General features: G+C 43.1%; 17 protein-coding genes. 6 read left to right on the forward strand and 11 right to left on the reverse strand.

Going from position 1 to position 19315, the window contains the following annotated elements; genetic code table 11:
• Positions 1-240 precede the first annotated feature (240 nt).
• From AC27EZ_RS06150 to AC27EZ_RS06185, 8 genes are all read right to left on the reverse strand, one after another.
• Positions 241-771 (reverse strand): acyloxyacyl hydrolase, encoded by a 531-nt coding sequence (locus AC27EZ_RS06150; protein ID WP_487134496.1) that lies wholly within the window; start codon positions 769-771, stop codon positions 241-243.
• Between the two features lie 136 nt (positions 772-907).
• Positions 908-1705, reverse strand: coding sequence for a hypothetical protein (locus AC27EZ_RS06155; protein WP_487134497.1), 798 nt, complete (start codon positions 1703-1705; stop codon positions 908-910).
• A gap of 83 nt (positions 1706-1788) precedes the next feature.
• Positions 1789-4860, reverse strand: coding sequence for an error-prone DNA polymerase (locus tag AC27EZ_RS06160; protein ID WP_487134498.1), 3072 nt, complete (start codon positions 4858-4860; stop codon positions 1789-1791).
• Positions 4860-6260 carry a Y-family DNA polymerase gene (locus tag AC27EZ_RS06165; RefSeq protein ID WP_487134499.1) on the reverse strand — a complete coding sequence of 467 codons (1401 nt, stop codon included), beginning with the start codon at positions 6258-6260 and terminating at the stop codon, positions 4860-4862. Before AC27EZ_RS06165 ends, AC27EZ_RS06160 begins: the two co-directional genes overlap by 1 nt.
• 2 nt (positions 6261-6262) lie before the next feature.
• Entirely contained in the window at positions 6263-6943 is a 681-nt protein-coding gene (imuA, locus tag AC27EZ_RS06170) for a translesion DNA synthesis-associated protein ImuA (protein ID WP_487134500.1), read from the reverse strand.
• A 120-nt stretch (positions 6944-7063) separates the two neighbouring features.
• The gene (locus AC27EZ_RS06175) at positions 7064-7585 is read right to left on the reverse strand and encodes a hypothetical protein (protein ID WP_487134501.1); all 522 of its coding nucleotides are present in this window, start codon (positions 7583-7585) and stop codon (positions 7064-7066) included.
• A complete protein-coding gene (locus AC27EZ_RS06180; protein ID WP_487134502.1) occupies positions 7582-9336 on the reverse strand; it encodes a DUF885 domain-containing protein in 1755 nt (584 codons plus the stop codon). Before AC27EZ_RS06180 ends, AC27EZ_RS06175 begins: the two co-directional genes overlap by 4 nt.
• 41 nt (positions 9337-9377) lie before the next feature.
• A complete protein-coding gene (locus AC27EZ_RS06185; RefSeq protein ID WP_487134503.1) occupies positions 9378-9710 on the reverse strand; it encodes a DUF1820 family protein in 333 nt (110 codons plus the stop codon).
• A gap of 155 nt (positions 9711-9865) precedes the next feature.
• Between AC27EZ_RS06185 and AC27EZ_RS06190 the strand changes: the two genes are divergently transcribed.
• On the forward strand, positions 9866-11509 hold the full coding sequence (locus AC27EZ_RS06190) for a M28 family metallopeptidase (RefSeq protein ID WP_487134504.1): 1644 nt from the start codon (positions 9866-9868) through the stop codon (positions 11507-11509).
• 83 nt (positions 11510-11592) lie between these two features.
• Here AC27EZ_RS06190 and slmA read toward each other — a convergent pair whose 3' ends face one another.
• Positions 11593-12180 (reverse strand): nucleoid occlusion factor SlmA, encoded by a 588-nt coding sequence (gene slmA, locus AC27EZ_RS06195; protein WP_421133067.1) that lies wholly within the window; start codon positions 12178-12180, stop codon positions 11593-11595.
• 91 nt (positions 12181-12271) lie between these two features.
• On the reverse strand, positions 12272-13480 hold the full coding sequence (gene coaBC, locus AC27EZ_RS06200; RefSeq protein WP_487134505.1) for a bifunctional phosphopantothenoylcysteine decarboxylase/phosphopantothenate--cysteine ligase CoaBC: 1209 nt from the start codon (positions 13478-13480) through the stop codon (positions 12272-12274).
• 183 nt (positions 13481-13663) lie between these two features.
• Between coaBC and radC the strand changes: the two genes are divergently transcribed.
• The 5 genes from radC (at position 13664) to AC27EZ_RS06225 (ending at position 18431) form a co-directional block, all read left to right on the forward strand.
• Positions 13664-14341, forward strand: a complete 678-nt coding sequence (radC, locus tag AC27EZ_RS06205; protein WP_487134506.1) for a RadC family protein — start codon at positions 13664-13666, stop codon at positions 14339-14341.
• Between the two features lie 93 nt (positions 14342-14434).
• Entirely contained in the window at positions 14435-14812 is a 378-nt protein-coding gene (locus AC27EZ_RS06210) for a hypothetical protein (protein WP_487134507.1), read from the forward strand.
• A 93-nt stretch (positions 14813-14905) separates the two neighbouring features.
• Complete coding sequence (locus tag AC27EZ_RS06215; RefSeq protein ID WP_487134508.1) at positions 14906-15595, forward strand: YjbF family lipoprotein; 690 nt, start codon at positions 14906-14908, stop codon at positions 15593-15595.
• Positions 15592-16332, forward strand: a complete 741-nt coding sequence (locus AC27EZ_RS06220) for a capsule biosynthesis GfcC family protein (protein WP_487134509.1) — start codon at positions 15592-15594, stop codon at positions 16330-16332. Before AC27EZ_RS06215 ends, AC27EZ_RS06220 begins: the two co-directional genes overlap by 4 nt.
• Positions 16329-18431 carry a YjbH domain-containing protein gene (locus tag AC27EZ_RS06225; RefSeq protein WP_487134510.1) on the forward strand — a complete coding sequence of 701 codons (2103 nt, stop codon included), beginning with the start codon at positions 16329-16331 and terminating at the stop codon, positions 18429-18431. Before AC27EZ_RS06220 ends, AC27EZ_RS06225 begins: the two co-directional genes overlap by 4 nt.
• A gap of 295 nt (positions 18432-18726) precedes the next feature.
• Here AC27EZ_RS06225 and AC27EZ_RS06230 read toward each other — a convergent pair whose 3' ends face one another.
• Complete coding sequence (locus AC27EZ_RS06230; protein WP_487134511.1) at positions 18727-19122, reverse strand: FAD synthase family protein; 396 nt, start codon at positions 19120-19122, stop codon at positions 18727-18729.
• Between the last annotated feature and the right edge of the window lie 193 nt (positions 19123-19315).

The following is a 19315-nucleotide window of genomic DNA, read 5'->3' on the forward strand; positions in this document are numbered from 1 at the left end:
CTAACGGCGGGTTTTTTGCTTTTAGGCGGTAAAGAAAAGTGGGCATGAGATCATCATAAATGTCTACTGTTTGCCGGTATGAGCACACGGCTTAAGCATAAAACAAGCAAAAAAAAGCCCCTGTCTAACGACAGGGGCTTTTTATTATGAAAAATGTTGTGCGCTTTACGTATCGATGCTGTCGGACTGCGTGGATAATATAAATACTAAGGCGTTCCCCATTTCTCTTTAGTTTTTAATTTAGAACCGGTAGGCGTAAGACAAACTTAAGAAATCTAACCCAGGGTTATTATTATTAAAACCACCATTAGAAAAGTGCATATAACGCATTGCAATGTCATGTGATTCATCTAACTCAACTAATATTCCAAGTCTATCTTCGAACTGGTAGTTAGAGCCGATATCTTTACCCGCAATCTCTTGATCACCGATATAGCTTACGCCTATACCCGCCTCGATATAGACAGGATAGTCATCGTTCCATGATGCTATTTGCTTTTTGAAAACGGGGGTAAGTGACGCCGCGTAACTAGAGCTTCGCGTATTACCATCGCCGTATTCCCATACCACCGCGCTTACCTCCCATGACAATGTTATCTCGCCAAACCAACTGGTGCTTAACGACTGCTCTAAAGGTTGATACGCGAATCGAATTCCATCTACATCATCAAAGCCTATCATATAGTCGACACTGACTTGTTGACCTGCGGTTGATGGTAATACATATAACCCTGATGACAGCATTGCAGCTGCTAATAACTTCTTGTTCATTAATTTGCTCCCTTTATGCATTATTAGAAGCAAATTACTTTCCAATTTTTAAATTTGTTTTATATCAGTAAGTTATCTTTTTTATTTCGATGAGGCGAGGAAGTGATGGAAATATATAACGTGTACAGAGAAATATTTACAGGGAGGACCAGATATCTTCTTTACGCACGCCTTGTTGCGAGCGGTATGACTCAATAATTTGTGTTCCATCATCGATTCTATATTGCTTTTTTAGCGCGTCGATGAGTGCAGTGCTTTCCGAAAGGAAGATGTTTAATTCGTTGATAAGGGTGTTGTGGTGAATAGTAGACAGTCGGAAGTTCACAATATTGTGAGGCAAGGTTACGTCTATAACAAACTCACCGAGAGCTGGGTTTCGTTCTAGTACTGCTTGACCCACATGGTATTCAATATCGATGGCGTCAATGCGACCGGTATTAAGTAATGAAAACCCAGTATATACATCTTCTACTGAGGTTATTTCAGTAAGGTTATCATCAATACGCTGCTGCCATTCTACAGGAGTAAAGCCAAATGGAACCGCAAGACGCTTTACTGAATCAAACCCTTTGCCTACTGACGGTGGCTTAACGAAGGTTACAGAGAGCGTTTCGGCGATTGTTTCAGAAAATATCTTCTCTTCTGCTTTTGTAATTTGGTTGTACCATCGTGGGCTATCAGGGTATACGAAATCGACATTACCCTTCTGCATTTCCATCTGTAGGCGACGTACCGGCATACTAAGATAAACAAACGTATGACCAGAATGTTCGGAAAAAGCTTGTAAAACTGCCCAGCCAAGGCCTTTATCGTTCGAGGCGGCAAAATCATAGTGAGGATAGTATTCGATGTTTTGAGCGCCAACAATATAGGTATCAGCAGATGCAAATTCAGTGCTGATCAAGAGTAGTAGAAAAAGAAAGCGTAGCTTCACAGTAAACTCCAATATTGAGATATGTTAAAGCTACGTCAGGTTACGGTGTATGTAAATGCGTTATTTGTTTAGGTTCCATTATGCTAATGAAAATCTCGAGAGGGCACATTCAGCGCATCAAGCCATGGCGTACGGTCAATTAATTTCCCAGCAATGATATGTATTACACCTTCCTTAGAGCGCTCTAAAATTCCACTTACCTGCAACAGCTTTGCTTTTAAGAAGGGAAGTTGTTGAGCGCGTGCCGTGGATTGCCATACAACAACATTAATATTCCCAGTGTCATCTTCTAAAGTAAGAAATGTCACCCCAGCTGCCGTTCCGGGAGCTTGACGCCCAGTAACACAACCCAACACGCTAACGATAGATTTATGTGGCTTAGTCGCCAAGACGTTAGCACGAATAATGCGAGTAGGTTTTCTTTCTCTATGAATGAGTGATATCGGATGGTCGCCTAAAGATAGCCCTATAGAGGCGTAGTCTTCAATGAGGTTTTGTACCGCATTTGGCTTATGCACAAAGTCGCTTTTCTCATCAATATCGTCAAAGAGTGGTAAGGAGGCTTGCGTATCCATCATCCGCCAACGCGCTTCATAGCGATCTCCGGCAATAGATGAAAATGCGTTTGCGCTAGCAAGTGCTTCAAGTTCGTCTTGCCTAAGAGACAATAGCTGAAGATCAGAAATACGTATAAAGCCCGTTGATGGGCGCGCGTTTACTATTTTTTTTGCACCGTCTTCACTTAACCCTTTTACTAACCGAAGGCCAAGTTGAATGTATTTTGTTTGGCGTTCGACTTTTGCCTCGCTTTCGTATTGAGATGCGTTGATACAAGGTGCCTTAATCGCAATGTTGTGGCGCTTAGCATCTTGCATTAATTGAGAGGGGGTGTAGAAGCCCATAGGATAACTATTGAGTAGCGCCACATAAAATTCCACCGGGAAATAGAATTTTAACCAACATGACACGTACGCGAGTACGGCAAAAGACGCAGAATGTGACTCTGGAAAGCCGTATCCTGCAAACCCTTTTATTTGCTCAAAAAGGTTTTTAGAAAACTGCTCATCGTACCCTCTATCTATCATCCCTTTAATTAGCTTATCCCTAAACTCATAAATACGGCCATCTTTCTTCCAGCTTGCCATTGCGCGTCGTAACTGATCGGCTTCTCCGCCGCTAAAACCTGCTGCAACCATTGCAAGCTGAATAACTTGCTCTTGAAATATAGGTACGCCCATAGTGCGAGACAGTACTTTCTCAACGTCTTTTGATGGGTAACTGATAGTTTCATTACCATGACGGCGTAAAAGGTAAGGGTGTACCATATCCCCTTGTATCGGGCCTGGCCGCACAATGGCGATTTGGACAACCAAATCATAGTAACGACGAGGTTTTAAGCGTGGCAACATAGACATTTGAGCTCGCGACTCTATTTGGAATACGCCTACGGTGTCAGCGCTGCATATCATGTCGTAAACCTGTCTATCATCACCGAGTTTAGTAATAAACGGAATGCTTACTTCGGTCTCGTAATGCTTATTGATCATGTCAAATGTACGCCGTATAGCGCTAAGCATACCTAGTGCTAATACATCGACTTTTAATAAGCCCAACGTTTCAATATCGTCTTTATCCCACTGAATGATCGTACGATCGGGCATCGACGCATTTTCTACCGGAACTAATTCGTATAAGGGGCCTGCGCTGATAACAAATCCGCCTACATGTTGAGATAAATGGCGCGGTGTACCTAACAATTGTTCAGTTAAGTTAATGAGTTGCTCTACACGTTTGTCAGTAGGGTTTAGCCCTAACGCGTGTATTTGAGACTGCCAAGGAATAACACTGTCTCTGCGATTAATTTGTTTCATAACGAAGGTAAGTTGTGACTCACTAAATCCAAGAGCCTTCCCGACATCCTTAAAAGCAGACTTAAAGCGATAGGTAATAACGGTAGATGCTAAAGCAGTGCGCTCTCGTCCATATTTACCGTAAATATATTGGATTACCTCTTCTCGCCGTTGATGTTCAAAGTCGACATCGATATCAGGGGGCTCATTACGTTCTTTTGAAATGAAGCGCTCGAACAACACATTAATTTGGCGAGGGTCTACTGCGGTGATTTCAAGGCAATAACACACGACGGAATTCGCCGCCGACCCTCTACCTTGATAAAGAATACCTTGGCGCTTAGCAAACTGCACAATGTCATAAATGGTAAGAAAGAAATATTCGTATTGCTGTGCCTGTATGAGCGTTAACTCTTTTTCAATAATGGCCCTAATATCTTTAGAAAGCCCTTCAGGGAAGCGTATTTTTATGCCGGCTTCCACACGCTCCCTAAGATAGCGAGTGGGTGTGTAACCGCTAGGAACCAGTTCGGCTGGATATTGATAACACAGCTCCCCTAACGAAAAATGACAATGGCCAGTAAGTGCATTAGTGTTAGTTATCCATGCTTTTGGATAGAGCTTATTAAGTTTGTTTATTGTTCGTAGGCTTCGTTCTGCATTACTGAGTAACGCCGCTCCTATCTGGCTGACCGGTTTGTGTATGCGTGTCGCATGCAGAACATGTTGCAAACTTAGCCTATCGCTATGGTGCATAAGTGCACCCGTGCAAGCGATAATAGGAAAGTGGTAGGTGTCACTCAACCGCATATAGGTTTCAAAGCGGGTATGATCGCACCCATCAAGTAAGCGTTGTCCACCAATATAAACGTTAATCGCAGGGTGTTTTATAAACCAGCTAGCCCAATAGTCATCTTGCGTTTCGTTACCCGACGGTAGCCAAATAAGCTCACAGGATTTAATAGTTTTTAAGTCCCACTCTGCCAGTTGATATTCCCCTTTTTCAGAACGTCGTCTTGCGTTAGTGATAATTCGGCATAGTTCGGTGTAGGCTTTTTTATCAGGGCACAGCAAAACAAATGACAATTCATCATTAAAAGTAAAGTAGCTTCCCACTATCAGTTTTATCGGTAAGCGTTGATGGATTATTTCGTCATACGCTTTTACCACACCGGCGACAGAGCATTCATCAGTAATTGCAATAGCGTCGTACCCTAAAAACGACGCGGTAGTAACCAGTTCTGCAGGAGACGAGGCACCACAAAGGAAGCTAAAATGGCTTTGACAAAAAAGCTCGCTATACACTAGCTATATACCCCTTGTACCCACCAAGACTGATCTTGATCTTTAAATACCAATAAGCGCACGCCAGCGTTTGTTTGGGCAATAAAGTAGTCGCGTTTGTAATTGAGTTGTTCCCACCAACCGCTTTCTAGTCTTACTGGACCGAAACATATTTTTGTTGATGTGGTGAGTGGTGTAGGGGTCTCTAGTAAGAAGGTAGGGCTAACGGCAGTATATTGAACGGCTTTTTCAGTGACGACATTAGTACAGGTTTGTTGTTCGAACATATGACTGTCACCAAGCGCAGGCGTGTAGGTACTAGTGTCGCCTAACTTTGCCTTTAGCCGACCAATAAGTTGCTTCTGCGCAATTGTGGTAAATCGGTTTGAGAAGAAGTCTGTTGTTCCTTCCTCAATCAGCTCAAATTGTTCACAGTGTAATGCAATAGAAATCGCCGGCGCTAAGAGCGTGATGGTCTCTATCTTTAAACTTACCAATGACAGCCAGCTTGATAGTGATGATTGCGGTGTTGCTGCGCTCACCGAAAACACAAGGGGCTGGCCTTCTCGATAGGATATCGTAAAGGTTAATAGGCTGGTAAGTAAGTTTCTTGCTCGAAGATAATGCTCTAGTGCGGTAATACATTGTGTAACGTAGCGCATGAGGTGTGCGGTATTTTCCACTTCGTAAGGTAATAGAATAAACGACTCAAAATGTTCTGAGGGTCTAAATAGCGTTACTTGTGGAAAAGTTTCACCGCGTAATGCGGTTAAATATTGAATTACCGTGTTGGAAAATCGACGGCCTAGTTCGTGAACAGGCAAACGTAATAACTGCCCGACATTGTGAATGCCTACTTTAGATAAGGTAGACAGCGTTTTATTATCTAATTCACTATGCTTAAGTAGGCAGGTCGATAACAAGCGAGTAATGTCTTGCTGCGTATAGCCGCATTTATTTATAGCTTGATGCGCAAGTAGCTTTGCAGCTTCTATACCCCACGCGGTAGCGTAATGATAGTGAATACCCTCATGATTGAACTCTTGCGTTAATACATTCCACAAAATATCGTAGCTACCATAATACTGTAGCAAGTTGTCTAGCCTTATCGCCATACCGCTGATGCTATCGAGCATAATGTCTGAGGCTAACGGATAGAGCCGATGGGCTAACGCGGTAAGCGTACGTTTTTCTGCATCTGCATCAAACGTTAGTATGTTTACATGCGGACATAATGCAGCTGTTTGAGCAAGCCCATGGCCGCTTTCAATACCGGCATTTGTTGCTGCCTGATTTAACTGTATAACGCAATTGTCTTTATCACTGTATGTGATGATAGGCTCAGCATATTCTTGCGCATCACAACATTGCGCGTGTGCATCCAGCGTTAATTGATAACAGTAAAAGTACGCCCAAATCATGGTTAAATAACCGAGTTAAAGGCCTGTTGCTGCGATGTGCTTTTGCACATAGCAGATTGAATAGCGGTATTATCGGGCGTCCATGGTAGTGAAATACTTATGCCTTTTACGGGCCAGCCATGGCGTTGTTTAAGTACATCAACAGTGACATTCTTCTCATGTCGATGCAGTGAGAGGTCTAAACTGATAGGCAGTGATGTGTCACGCGGGTTATCACAGAAAATTAAACACAGCGCATCGTTATGTGTGGAAGCCACCTGTAAACGGCGAGCCGTTTTTGCAGTTAACTTGTTGTTCCACAATACAACGCAATGGCACGCAGTGCTTTTCAAGCATTGTTCTGCTGCCCACAAAGCGTCGTCATCAGATTGCGCATTAATCGCTAACGTTTGCTTTAAATCTATACCAAATGCATTTAACCATGGTGCTTGGATAATGGCGGGACAATTGATGAATACCCGAAGCTTATGTTTTTGAGGTTCAGTCAATACGGCCTTGAACAACGACAGTTCACCAATACCGGTATGAGACGATATACGAACCACGCCAGAGGGGGCGATACCGCCATTCAATGCATTATCTAAGGGCTGATGACCTAATGCATATTTTTGCTCACAGGAGGTACGCTGGCTAGCACGCCAGATATTGGGGTTGTCATATAAAGCGGTAAGAGACGTTTTCATAGCACCAAAATACTGTATGTATGTACAGTATTATAGTGAAGCGCAATACCTTTTCAAGCAATGTGCGCTGCTTGGCAGCACACACATCGCTAGTTATTTGATATATATGAAGATCTTTAGTTAGGCTTGAGCCGGGTGAGACGGTGCTGGCGTTGCTTTAGGATTATTACCGTTTACTGTATTCGTAACCAACTGGCAAAAGTTAATAAAGCCGTCGGCAGTATTTTTAGACCATGCCATTCTGACATTACTTGGTAATGCTTTGACAACTTCAATGACATCTTCAAACGAGGTGCTCTCAGACGCCAATGCTTTTTTCAATGCTTCCTCTAGTGTTGCCCCTTTCTCGTTACACAGCATGACGACAGTAGAGAAGTTACGCATTAACGGAAGCAATGCATTGTACTGATTTTGCTCGATAAGCTTACTCTTAAATGCACTTTCAATACGAGATGTATAAGCCTTCTCCAGCGCATCGGTAACTAATACAAGGTTGTGGTAAGCATAATTCACCTTGCTGTTACTCTGTTTTACCGAATGGCGAGTTAACGCTAACTCTCTTTGTAAGTTTTGAATGCGTAAGACAAAGTAAATCAAAAACAGGGTAAGTAGCCCTATGATACCAAACGCGACAAGAATCATATTTTTGCCTTTTCTTCTTCTATAAATGAATTGATATGCTGCTCTAGGATAAATAGAGGAACAGAACCGTTTTCTAACACAGCGCGATGAAATTTACGAACGTCAAAATTAGCCCCTAATGCCTGCTCTGCTTTTTTTCGAAGGGCTTTTATTTTTATTTCACCAATCTTGTAAGAGAGTGCTTGCGCTGGCCATGAAATATAACGGTCTATTTCAGTATTGACGTTGTGCTCAGAAAGCGCGGTATTTTCCATCATAAAGTCAACGGCTTGTTGTCTGCTCCAGCCCATCATGTGCATGCCTGTATCTACAACCAGACGGCACGCTCGCCACATTTCATAGCTAAGACGCCCGAAGTCATCATAAGGGTCTTCATAAATACCTACTTCTATACCTAAGAATTCAGAATATAGTCCCCAGCCTTCACCAAAGGCTGAAATATACGTGTTGCGACGCACCATAGGTAAATCTTCTAACTCAGCCGCAAGCGATATTTGCAGGTGGTGACCTGGCACGGCCTCGTGCAATGTTAGTGCGGGTAAGGCATATAAAGGACGTTTATCTAAGGCGTAGGTATTAACCCAATAATAACCTGGTTGGTCATCTCTGCTAGGGTGAATATATCGGCCAGTCGTATATTTAGGGGCAATGCTATCGGGTACGGGAGCAACACCATAAGGAGTGCGCGGTAAGTATTCAAACAACTGTGGAAGCTTAGCGTCCATCTTCTTAGCAATAAACGACGCTTCTTTTAAAAGCGCTTCTGCACTTTCAGCATAAAACTGAGGATCTTCTCGTAAGAAAGCAATGAAATCATTAATTGAGCCGTCAAAGTTCACCTTATCCACAACAGCCTGCATTTCAGCACGAATACGTTTTACTTCTTTAAGACCTAAAGCGTGGATTGCTTCTGGGCTCATGTCTGTTGTGGTGTAGTGTTTTGCTCTATTGGCATAATATTGCTCACCGTCGGGCCAACTTTTCGCGGCAATGTCCTCTCGAGAGCTTGGAATATACGTTTCTACCATAAAGTCATAAAACGCCTGATAAGCAGGTAACACACGAGTAGTAATGGTTTCAATAGCGCGCTGTTTCAATGCCTGTTGTTGTGTTTCATCGATGAATTCAGGAAATGAAGTAAAGGGGGCAAAAAAGCCGCTTTCCTCTGCGCTCTCAACCAGATAAGTCGAGATAGAATCTTCAAACCCTTCAAGAACCACACGAGGCTGGGTATAACCTTCAGCAATACCTGCTCTCATATAATCAATTTGTTGCATGAAGTAAGGGAGTAGTGCATCTAGTCGCGCTAAGTAATCGTCATAATCCTTTTGGGTTTTAAAAGACGCGACATTAGGTAGGCCGCCCATTGCACTATGAAATCCATATTCGGAATTAATAGGAACCAGATACGAACGAAAACGGTAATCATCAATGTAATTATCGATACGGTACTTTTGCATTAATAGCGCAATGTACGCATCTTGAGATAAATTTTTATCTGAGTAGGCGTTAAGCGCCGTGCGATAGTCCACCCACTTAGCGTGCTGTTCACCTAACGCTTTCAAAGAGATATCAGGAAGCTTGCTATTTTGCGCTTCAACACCGTGTCGAGAAGCAAGCAGCGGAGAAATAGATAATTCATACTGCCAGATATCATCAAGCAGTGAATAGAAGGTAGTATCTTTATTTTGTTGTGCTGACAGCATGAAACTACTGGCGGCTAAAATCACGAGTAATGCGTAGCGAAACATAAGGGCCTCCGGCAACCTGTATACCGGTATCGCCCGGCTGGTTACTCTTTTGGTGTATATATGGGACTTGGAAACCTTGTTACTTTATCAGATTTATTTTCTAATTTAGTAATTTTGGCTAAACCTTTTTTCGTTACTGAATCAATTCGTAAAATATTGTGCATCGGAATATAGGTTTTATTCACTTCTGCAAACTCAGCTTTCAACCTTTCATGAGACGGATCGACAACCACGCTGGTGTGGGTGTCCCAAACAAAGTCGCCAATTTCAACAAAACCAAATAAAGCACCTTGCGACAAGGCTTTTACATAAAGTTCGTAACGTTCACCGTCGTTAATAAATTGAACGCGATAAAGGGTGAGTTCTTCGGTCATAAACTGCTCTTTAATAGAAGATAGAGGGCTAAAACGGCCTGTCGATTTTACAGTGGTCTATATATACGGGCAATGGTCGAAAATCCAAGCGCTACGCATTGATATAGTAACCCACTGCGTTACTATATTCTCACAACAAGCAATGGTGAAATACAATGATAAAAAAACTTCTCCTAGGTAGTGCGTTTACCGCAATGTCATTTACGGCATGCGCGCACAATCACAATGCGACAGAACAAGCCTTTAACCCTGATACTCAGCGTATAAAATCACACCTGTTTTTTCTGGCTGATGATTTATTAGAGGGCAGAGATACCGGTTCTAGAGGACACGAAATTGCCGCTCTCTATATTGCGACAGAATTTGCAAAATATGGCTTAAAACCAGCGGGCACCGATGGCTACATTCAAAATGTGACATTCCGTAAAGCGAACTTAGTGCAAGAGTCGCCTTCTTTTACGCTACGTCGTGGTGATGACACTATCGATTTTGCTTATCCTAAAGAGTACTTAGCAGGGCCTAGCCTTTTAAATACGGAAGCGACAGTGTCGGGCGAAATGGTATTCGTAGGTTACGGTATCGTAGCTGATGAGCTTTCCCATAACGACTACAGCGATATTGATGTCGAAGGCAAAATAGTGGTTACGTTGGCGGGTAAGCCTAGTGATTTTCCTTCTGAAGAAGGGGCACATTTTGCCTCGGGTTATCAAAAACAAAAGTATGCTGCTGACCGTGGCGCTGTTGGCATGATCACCATTACGACACCTAAAAATGAAAAAGTACGCCCTTATCAAAGTCGTTTAAGCTATATCCATACTCCTCGTATGGCATGGTTGAATGAAAACGGCGAACCAGCAAACAGCTTCCCACAAATTAAGGGTGGCGCTTACATGAGTGAAGCGGCCGCACGTAAGTTATTTGAAGGCGCTGCGCGTAGCTTAGATGACGTTTATGCTGAACTTGAAGCCGACAAGGTTCCTGCTGGGTTTGCATTGCCTGGCACCGTCAATATAAGTAAAACTAGCACGCATGACGTGATAACAAGCCCTAATGTAGTGGGCGTGCTTGAAGGCTCAGACCCTGAATTAAAAAATGAGTACGTTGTATTTTCAGCACACTCTGACCATATTGGCTTTGCGAAAACCGTGAAGAAAGACAATATAAATAACGGCGCGATGGACAATGCTTCTGGTACGTCGGTTATGTTGGAAACGGCACGTTTGTTCAGTGAAATGAAAGAAAAGCCTAAGCGTTCCATTTTGTTTGTATCGGTTACCGGCGAAGAAAAAGGCTTATTGGGCGCAGATTATTTTGCGCGCAACCCGACGGTGCCGGTTACTTCAATGGTTGCTAACGTCAATTTAGACATGCCAATTCTTACTTATGAGTTTGCCGATGTTATTGCTTTTGGCGCTAACCATAGCGATCTACAAGCATCAGTTGAAAAAGCAGCCGCCAACGCTGACATCGAATTAAGCCCAGACCCGTGGCCAGACCAAGCGTTATTCACTCGCTCTGACCACTATGCATTTGTAAAGCAAGGTGTGCCGGCAGTATTCATGGTGCCAGGCCTTAAATCGAAAGATCCTAACGTTGATGGCAGCAAGGTGTTTGGTCAGTTCTTATCTACGCACTATCACAAGCCAAGCGATGATGTTAACCAGCCTTTCAATTGGAAAGCGGCTGAAACCTTTACCAAGGTAAATGCCCAAATTGGTTTGACGTTGGCAAATCAAGAAGAAAAACCAATGTGGAATGAAGGCGACTTCTTTGGAAATACGTTTTCTAAATCGAAGTAGTTTGTATCGACGGTTTATGTAGCATTAAATAAAAAGGGCCAGCACATTGTGCTGGCCCTTTTGTTTTGAATTAGCAGTAAAAATTAAACAAACAGTTGTTTAAACGTTGCCCACTGATCATTAAATTGTTCAGTAGGTTTGCGTGTAAACCCACTGCGAATGAAAAGATTAATACGGCCATCGGTATAACAAATAAGCATATTGGCAATGACAGATTCATCAGCGGTAAGCGTTTTGCCTTCGCGTAGCTTTCTTTCTCGTAATACCTGCTTTAGCTGTGTTTCTAAACGTTCATACAGCTTTGCAATACGGGTTCGCAACCGCTCTTGTTCACCCATAAGTGCATCACCATTTAAAATACGTGTAATGCCAGGGTTCTTTTCTGCAAAACCTAAAATAAGGTGAAGAATAAGTTGGCAACGAGCCAAAGAGTCTTTTTCTTCATCAATAATTTTGTTAATCCGGGTAAACAATGTTTCTTCGATAAACTCAATGAGGCCTTCGAACATTCTTGCTTTACTTGGGAAGTGTCTATACAGCGCTGCTTCCGACACACCTACTTTTTCAGCAAGTTTAGCGGTAGTAATGCGCTGGCCAGGGCTTGTTTCTAACATTCCCGCAAGGGCTTGCAAAATTTGCGCTCGGCGATTTGTTTTTTTCACAGCAGGCATGACGAGAGTATTCCTCCACAACCGAACAGCATGTGTCCGTGTTCCATGTTAAGTTGTTTAGAGCAGCATGCTCTAGTTCTACGATAGCGTTTTAGTTATTTTTATTATATTGCTCACTGATAAGCGCCACGAGCTGTATTGCTAATGCCGACTTGCTGGTGGCGGGTAATTTTTCATCACCATCAGGCCAAATCACATGCAGGGCGTTACTGTCGCTGTTAAACCCCAACCCTTCGGCAGTAATATCATTAGCTGCAATCATATCAAGGTTTTTATTAGCGAGTTTGCCGCGTGCATACGTTTCAACATTCTGGCTCTCTGCCGCAAAACCGACACAAAATGGTTTTTTCTCTTGCTGAGCAACCGTTGCTAGAATATCAGGGTTTTTTGTAAAAGTAAGTGTTAACTCATCGCCAGTTTTTTTTATTTTATTATCAGCAACCTGTGTTGCTTTGTAATCAGCTACCGCTGCGGTGGCGATAAAAATATCGCACGTATCGAGCGTATTTTTACAGGCGTCCAACATATCATCGGCACTGAGCACGTCAACGCGTTCACACCCTTCGGGAGTCGCTAGGCTAACAGGCCCGGCTATTAATGTTACCGACGCACCAGCGCGCTTTGCAGCTTCAGCAATAGCAAAGCCCATTTTTCCTGAGCTATGATTTGAGATATAACGCACAGGGTCAAGGGGTTCGCGGGTTGGACCCGCGGTAACAACAACGTGTCTATTGGCAAGGGGCTTTGGCGTATCGCTATCGAATGCGTGTGATACTTTATCGGCAATATCTTGCGGTTCAACCATTCTGCCTGCGCCAACATCTCCACATGCTTGCTCGCCACTATCTGGGCCAATAAATGTAACGCCATGCTGCAATAATATTGAGCTGTTAACCTGAGTAGCTGACGCTTTCCACATTTGCTGATTCATGGCTGGAGCAATAAAAATACGCGCAGTCGTTGCAAGATATAACGTTGTTAACAAGTCATCTGCCATACCATGCGCAAGTTTAGCCATGGTATTTGCCGTTGCAGGCGCTATCAATAAGATATCAGCCCACTTAGCTAATTCTATATGCCCCATTGCGGCTTCCGCTGCGGGATCTAAAAGATGTTGATGAACTGGGTTGCCGGATACGGCTTGTAAAGAGAGTGTACTCACGAATTCGGTAGCAGAGTCTGTTACTACCACACGTACATTGGCATTCAGTGCTTTTAGTTTACGAACAAGATCTGGCGTTTTGTAGGCGGCAATCCCTCCGCATACTCCAAGCAATATGTTTTTATTAGCTAATGACATAAATAGTTCAAACCGTCTTTTTATGCGTTAAGCCTATCATGAAGGCTTTTTGTTAGGTAGCTGAACATGTGGGTTCTATGTATGTGAATACATAACAATACGGCGAACTCGACTTATGTTCAGTCGCGCACACTTAACCGCTTAGTGTGTAATAACGATAGATATGGACAAAGGTTAAGAGCAATGACAATAAAAGTATGGCCGATACAAGAGAGGCCACGAGAGAAGCTTTTGCACCTAGGCGCTGAACGGCTAAGTGATGCTGAGTTGCTCGCCGTCATGTTAGGGAAAGGCGTAAAAGGAAAGTCGGCCTTGCAGCTGTCTCACGACCTACTGATGCGCTTGGGGTCGTTGCGAGAAGTAGTATTAGCCAGTGAAGATGAGTTTACATCAATAAAAGGCTTAGGAACATGCAAGTACGTGCAGTTTCAAGCGTCATTTGAAGTGTTTAAACGCAATTTGGAGATTCCGCTTACGCGACAAAATGCCTTTCATAATGTTGAAGATACAAAATACTACTTGAGAGCCAAGTTGCGAGACTGTCAGCAAGAAAAATTTGCCATGTTAATGCTTGATAGCCAGCACCAACTTATTGCTTTTCGAGAAATGTTCACTGGCACAATAAACAGCGCCGCGGTGTATCCAAGAGAACTGGTAAAACAGGTAATGAAAGATAATGCAGCAGCCATTATTCTTGTTCATAACCATCCGTCAGGCATTGCTGAACCAAGCCATGCCGATATTCGTTTAACCAATGAGATCAAAACGGCAATGGACATGATCGATGTCTCCGTGTTGGATCATTTTGTTGTGGGAGACACGGAAACGGTTTCATTTGCACAGCGCGGGCTGATAAACTAAACTTTCTATGTCATTTGTCGATTATATTCTAGTCAAATAGTTGAAAATGATTTAGCATAGGATCTAATGGGTAAATTTCTTGAAAGGACTATTATGAAAAAGTCAATTATTGCATTGTTTGCAGCAGCAACTATGGTTGCTGGCGTAAATGCGCAAGATAACGCAGGTGGTACAGGCACTACTGGTTTAGGTGGTGTAGGCGTTGGTGGTATTCTTACTGGTGCGGTTGTGTTGGGTGTTGCGGTTGGTATTAGCAATAACAACTCTGCTGATGCTCCAGGCCAAGAGCCAGGTCCAGGTCCAGGCCCAGATCCAGAGCCAACGTGTGAAGGCGATGACCCATTAGTAGACGGTGTTTGTGTTGGTACAACCAATACACTAACTAACACTGTTACGGTATCGGGCACGCAAACAGTTACACAAACTATTACTGTTCCAGTAACGTTCACGTATACGCCTACTGTTCAGTAAGTTAAAGCTTATTCAAAAAAGCCGCTTTTATTAGCGGCTTTTTTATTTTTATCTCCTATTTTTCAATAACGCTTCAACCATCGATGCATTCACATGAAACTACATTTTTTACTGGCTTTAGTTTGCTCGCTTAGCCTTTTAATATCTGGTTGCTCTACAACCACGCAAGCCTATTTCAATACTATAAATATTGCTTTTAAAGGGCGTTCAGTCGAATTGTCAGAAGCAGAAGTTGCAGCTAGCAAGGCCGACGTAATGCAAATTAAGGCCGGTGAGCGCGATCTTGCTGTGCTTGCCCTCGCCTTTATCGACGGTGAAAAATACCGCTGGATATCAGGAGACAATATTGTTTTCACCATGCAACATGGGGTTATCGTGCAGACTGAAGGCCTTGATAGCGACTTGCATTACACCGGCAACCTTCAGAATAACCCCCTTGGCAGCGACGATACACTGGCGTTTCAATGGGGGCGCAAGGTGGATGTCGAGAATGTTGGTTATGGCCTTGGCGTAAAGTCTACATGGCGCATTACCGGCGAGGAAACACGCGAGTACATGGGGTACGCTATCCCTATGCTGGCAGTAAAAGAACAGGTTACGTTTCCCAGTACTACACCCTATATTGAAATTGGCTTATCTTGGGAAAATACATATTATCTGCATGCCTCTACAAAACAGCTGCTAGCCACATCGCAAAAGTTTAACCCGAAAGGTGATGTATACGACATGGTGTATCTAAGCCGTATTGTTCGTCTTATGAATAAGCAAGAGGGCGCACAATGAAATACTTAACCACATCACTTTTATTGTTGAGTTTTATTTTCAGCCTTTCTGTTAGTGCAAAAGTAACAGTCATTATTAATACGACGGCGTATGAGTTTGAACAGCCAATTAGATTAAGTAACGTATTATCAATTGTTGAAAACAATGGTGAATGGTACTGGCCGACGTCTGCGGTCTATGATTTGACCGACAGTACCGCAGAAAGAGAAAAAGAAGCGGTGTTATCTCATTTGCGTAAATTACTAGGGGCATATAGTGATAATGTCGATATGCGCAACACGCTTGAGTCGCTTTACACCCAAATAAGCGATTGGACGGTGGCTACTCGCAAGGTTATGCCAGTATCATATAATCGCGCACGGTTAATTTTCGCTGACAACCCTATGTTCAAAGAAGGTCGTTATTTAATACGTTTAAGTGGCCGGCCAAACGTGGTTCATTTCTCTGGTGTGGTAGCAAAACCTGGCGCATACGAGCATAAAAGTAATACCTCTTTATTTACGTTACATAGCGGTGTGAAATCGACGCCTAATGCAGACAACAGTTTTGTATATGTCGTCGCGCCAGGCGGCACGATATCTAAGCGTGGCATAGCATATTGGAATATCGATTTTACTCAGCTTATGCCAGGTAGCCACATTGTTGCCCCGTTATCTACCGGGTTATTCGATTCAACATTGGATACGTTGAACGCGCGCATTGCCGCGCTAGCAGTACATAGGATCCTCCCTCAATGAGCGCTCAATCACTCTTTAACAAAGCCGCTATTGCCATCGCTGTTGGTAGCGTATTTACATCATCAGCTTTTGCCGATACCGAATTAAAAGTAAAGTCATCACAAATGGTGCAAGGGGGCAGCGGGCTTATCCAAACGCCTACCGCTCGCATGGGCGAAGAAGGTGATTTTTCAATTAACTATACCGATAACGGGGAATACCGTTTTTTCTCTGTTAACTTACAGCTGTTTGATTGGATGCAAGCAACCGCGCGTTATACCGACGTAAGAACACGCCTCTATAGTCAGTTCCCTTCATTTAGTGGCGATCAGACGTTAAAAGACAAAGGGTTAGATGTAAAATTCAGGCTATGGAAAGAAAGTTATTACATGCCTGATATCTCTGTAGGGTTTAGAGATTTCGGCGGTACGGGTTTTTTTGAAAGCGAATATATCAATGCCAGTAAATCAGTTGGCCCTTTTGATATACATCTAGGCCTTGGTTGGGGGTATTTAGGTACTGCCGATGATATTACCAGTCCATTATGTGAAGTAAGGGAGAGCTTTTGTAGTCGTCCTACTGGGTTTTCTGGGCGTGGCGGGAAGGTCGACTATGACCAGTTTTTTAAAGGCACAATGGCCGTTTTTGGTGGTATTGAGTATCAAACGCCATGGGAACCGTTAACGCTTAAATTAGAACTTGAAGGCAATGACTATTCAAGAGACCGGGCCGGTGAACTGCAACAAGATTCTCGCTGGAATGTGGGGGCTGTGTACCGCTGGAATGACCTTGACTTTAGCCTTAATTACCAGCGTGGAAACACCATAGGATTTGGCGTGAGCTATCGTTTTAATATGAACACGATAAGCCAAATAAAAGTGGATAACGAGCCGCGTTCTATCATGGCACGTCAAGCGCCAGATACGATTGACGACGTTAATAAGTCACGCTTATACAATAACTTGTACACCACATCGGGCTTTTTGTTATCAGACGCTGAAATTACAGAAGATGAAGCAACGTTCTATGGCACGCAAGTGTCTTATCGCGACCAAGAAGAAGCCATAGAGCGCATTGGCAGGGAAGTGGCGTCTGAACTACCGGACTCGGTGAAAACCTATCACATTATCGATAACCGTGGTGGGTTGCCGATGGTTGATACTGAAGTTGATGCTGAAGCGTTTATTGCTGCTGCCAGATACGAGGGTATTGATACTGATATTACCGATACGTATGAACGTACGGCGCCATCTGAAGAAGTTATCAATGCCTATGATCCTGAAAACGATTCGGGCCTTTTTTATAGTGCCGATCTTTTCTGGTCTCAGTCGTTTGGTAACCCTGAAGACTTTTATTTGTTCCAAACAGGTTTGGTATTAAGCAGTGGGTATGCGTTTAATCGTAAGCTTGCTTTAATGGGCAGTGCTCGTGTTACCTTATTTGAAAACTTCGATAAATTTAACTTTTTAGTCGATGGTGAAGAAACGACATTGCCACGTGTGCGAACCCGTGTTCGTGAATATGTGTCTGACAATCCTGTAGGCCTAGATACGGCGTTTCTTCACTACAAAGATAGCATCAGTGAAAATGTCTTTGGGCAAGTATATGGTGGCTATTTAGAAACGATGTTTGCTGGTGTAGGTGGTGAACTATTGTATCGCCCAGTTGATAGCAACGTGGCATACGGAATAGATATAAACTACGTTAAACAGCGCGATCCGAATAGCCAATTGGCCACTATTGATTATGAAGCTATCACGGGACACGCTAGCGTTTATTGGAAACCTGAATTCTTAAAAGGTACTCAAGTTACTGTAGGAGTAGGGCAGTTCTTAGCAAAAGACAAAGGGGTAAACATCGACTTTGCTAAACGTTTTGATAGCGGCATTGTCGTCGGGGCTTATGCAGCCTTTACCGATGTATCTGCTGAAGAATATGGTGAAGGCAGCTTTACTAAGGGCTTCTATATTTCTATCCCTACCGATCTGTTTTTACTGACTCCTTCAAAAGGGCGAGGGTTATTCCCTTGGGTACCTATTTCCCGTGATGGGGGGCAGCTTCTTAGACGGCCAGTACGTTTAATTGACGTTACTGAAATACGATCACCGTTTTACGATTAGAAAAAGGAGCGAAAGCTCCTTTTTTGTTTTTTAAGGTGTCGGGTTAATACTTTACACGCTTAGTGAGCCGTTTTGCGCTGCATTAAGGGCGCCCTGTAACGCGCTAGGCTATGTTATGTTATTAAGTACACACATCACGGAGCGAGATATCAAAGGTTTCCACAGGCCTTCCTAGACGCTGCAATGCCATAACGGCCGATGACGTATCAATAAAACGTGTAATGGTATTGTTATCAGGCGAAGGAGAGTGGGAACGCGCTTTTGTTCGTATTAGGGCATTAACGCAAGAGCCGCATTAATTTGTTTCTTTTATAATCTCGATAATTTCAGTGGTAGAGATAGAGGGCGTACGAGGTAAATAAACAACTTCACAACAATCTTTAAATTCGTCAAATTTACCTTTCCAGTCATCTCCCATCACTAGCACGTCAGCGTTATGCTGTTTGATATAGTCACGCTTTTTCTCGAGTGACTCTTCCATAAATGCTTCGTCAACAAAACGCATAGAAGTAAGTAACTCTTCTCGACTGGAATAGGGGTAAATGGGATTGCGCCCTTTTTTACTGAAATTAAGTTCATCAGAAGATATACCCACAATGAGATGGGAGCCAAGTGCACGCGCACGTTTAAGAATGCGTATATGCCCAATATGAAGTACATCAAACGTGCCGAAAGTAATAATTCTGCGCAAATTTTCACCTCATTGTGTTCAGTTAAATATGTGGTAATGCGTTTACCGTTTTCACAGTACAACTCTATCGTTAACGGTCGACAGCGTGTTTTCATAAGCGCAAATTACTGCCAAGGGCTTTTAAGCCGCCTACATTATTAGCACGTTTCACCCTGTGTTAGAATCAATGCAATATTACCTAGCGCACAAAGTA

It is taken from the genome of Alteromonas sp. 4NH20-0056, assembly GCF_057539655.1.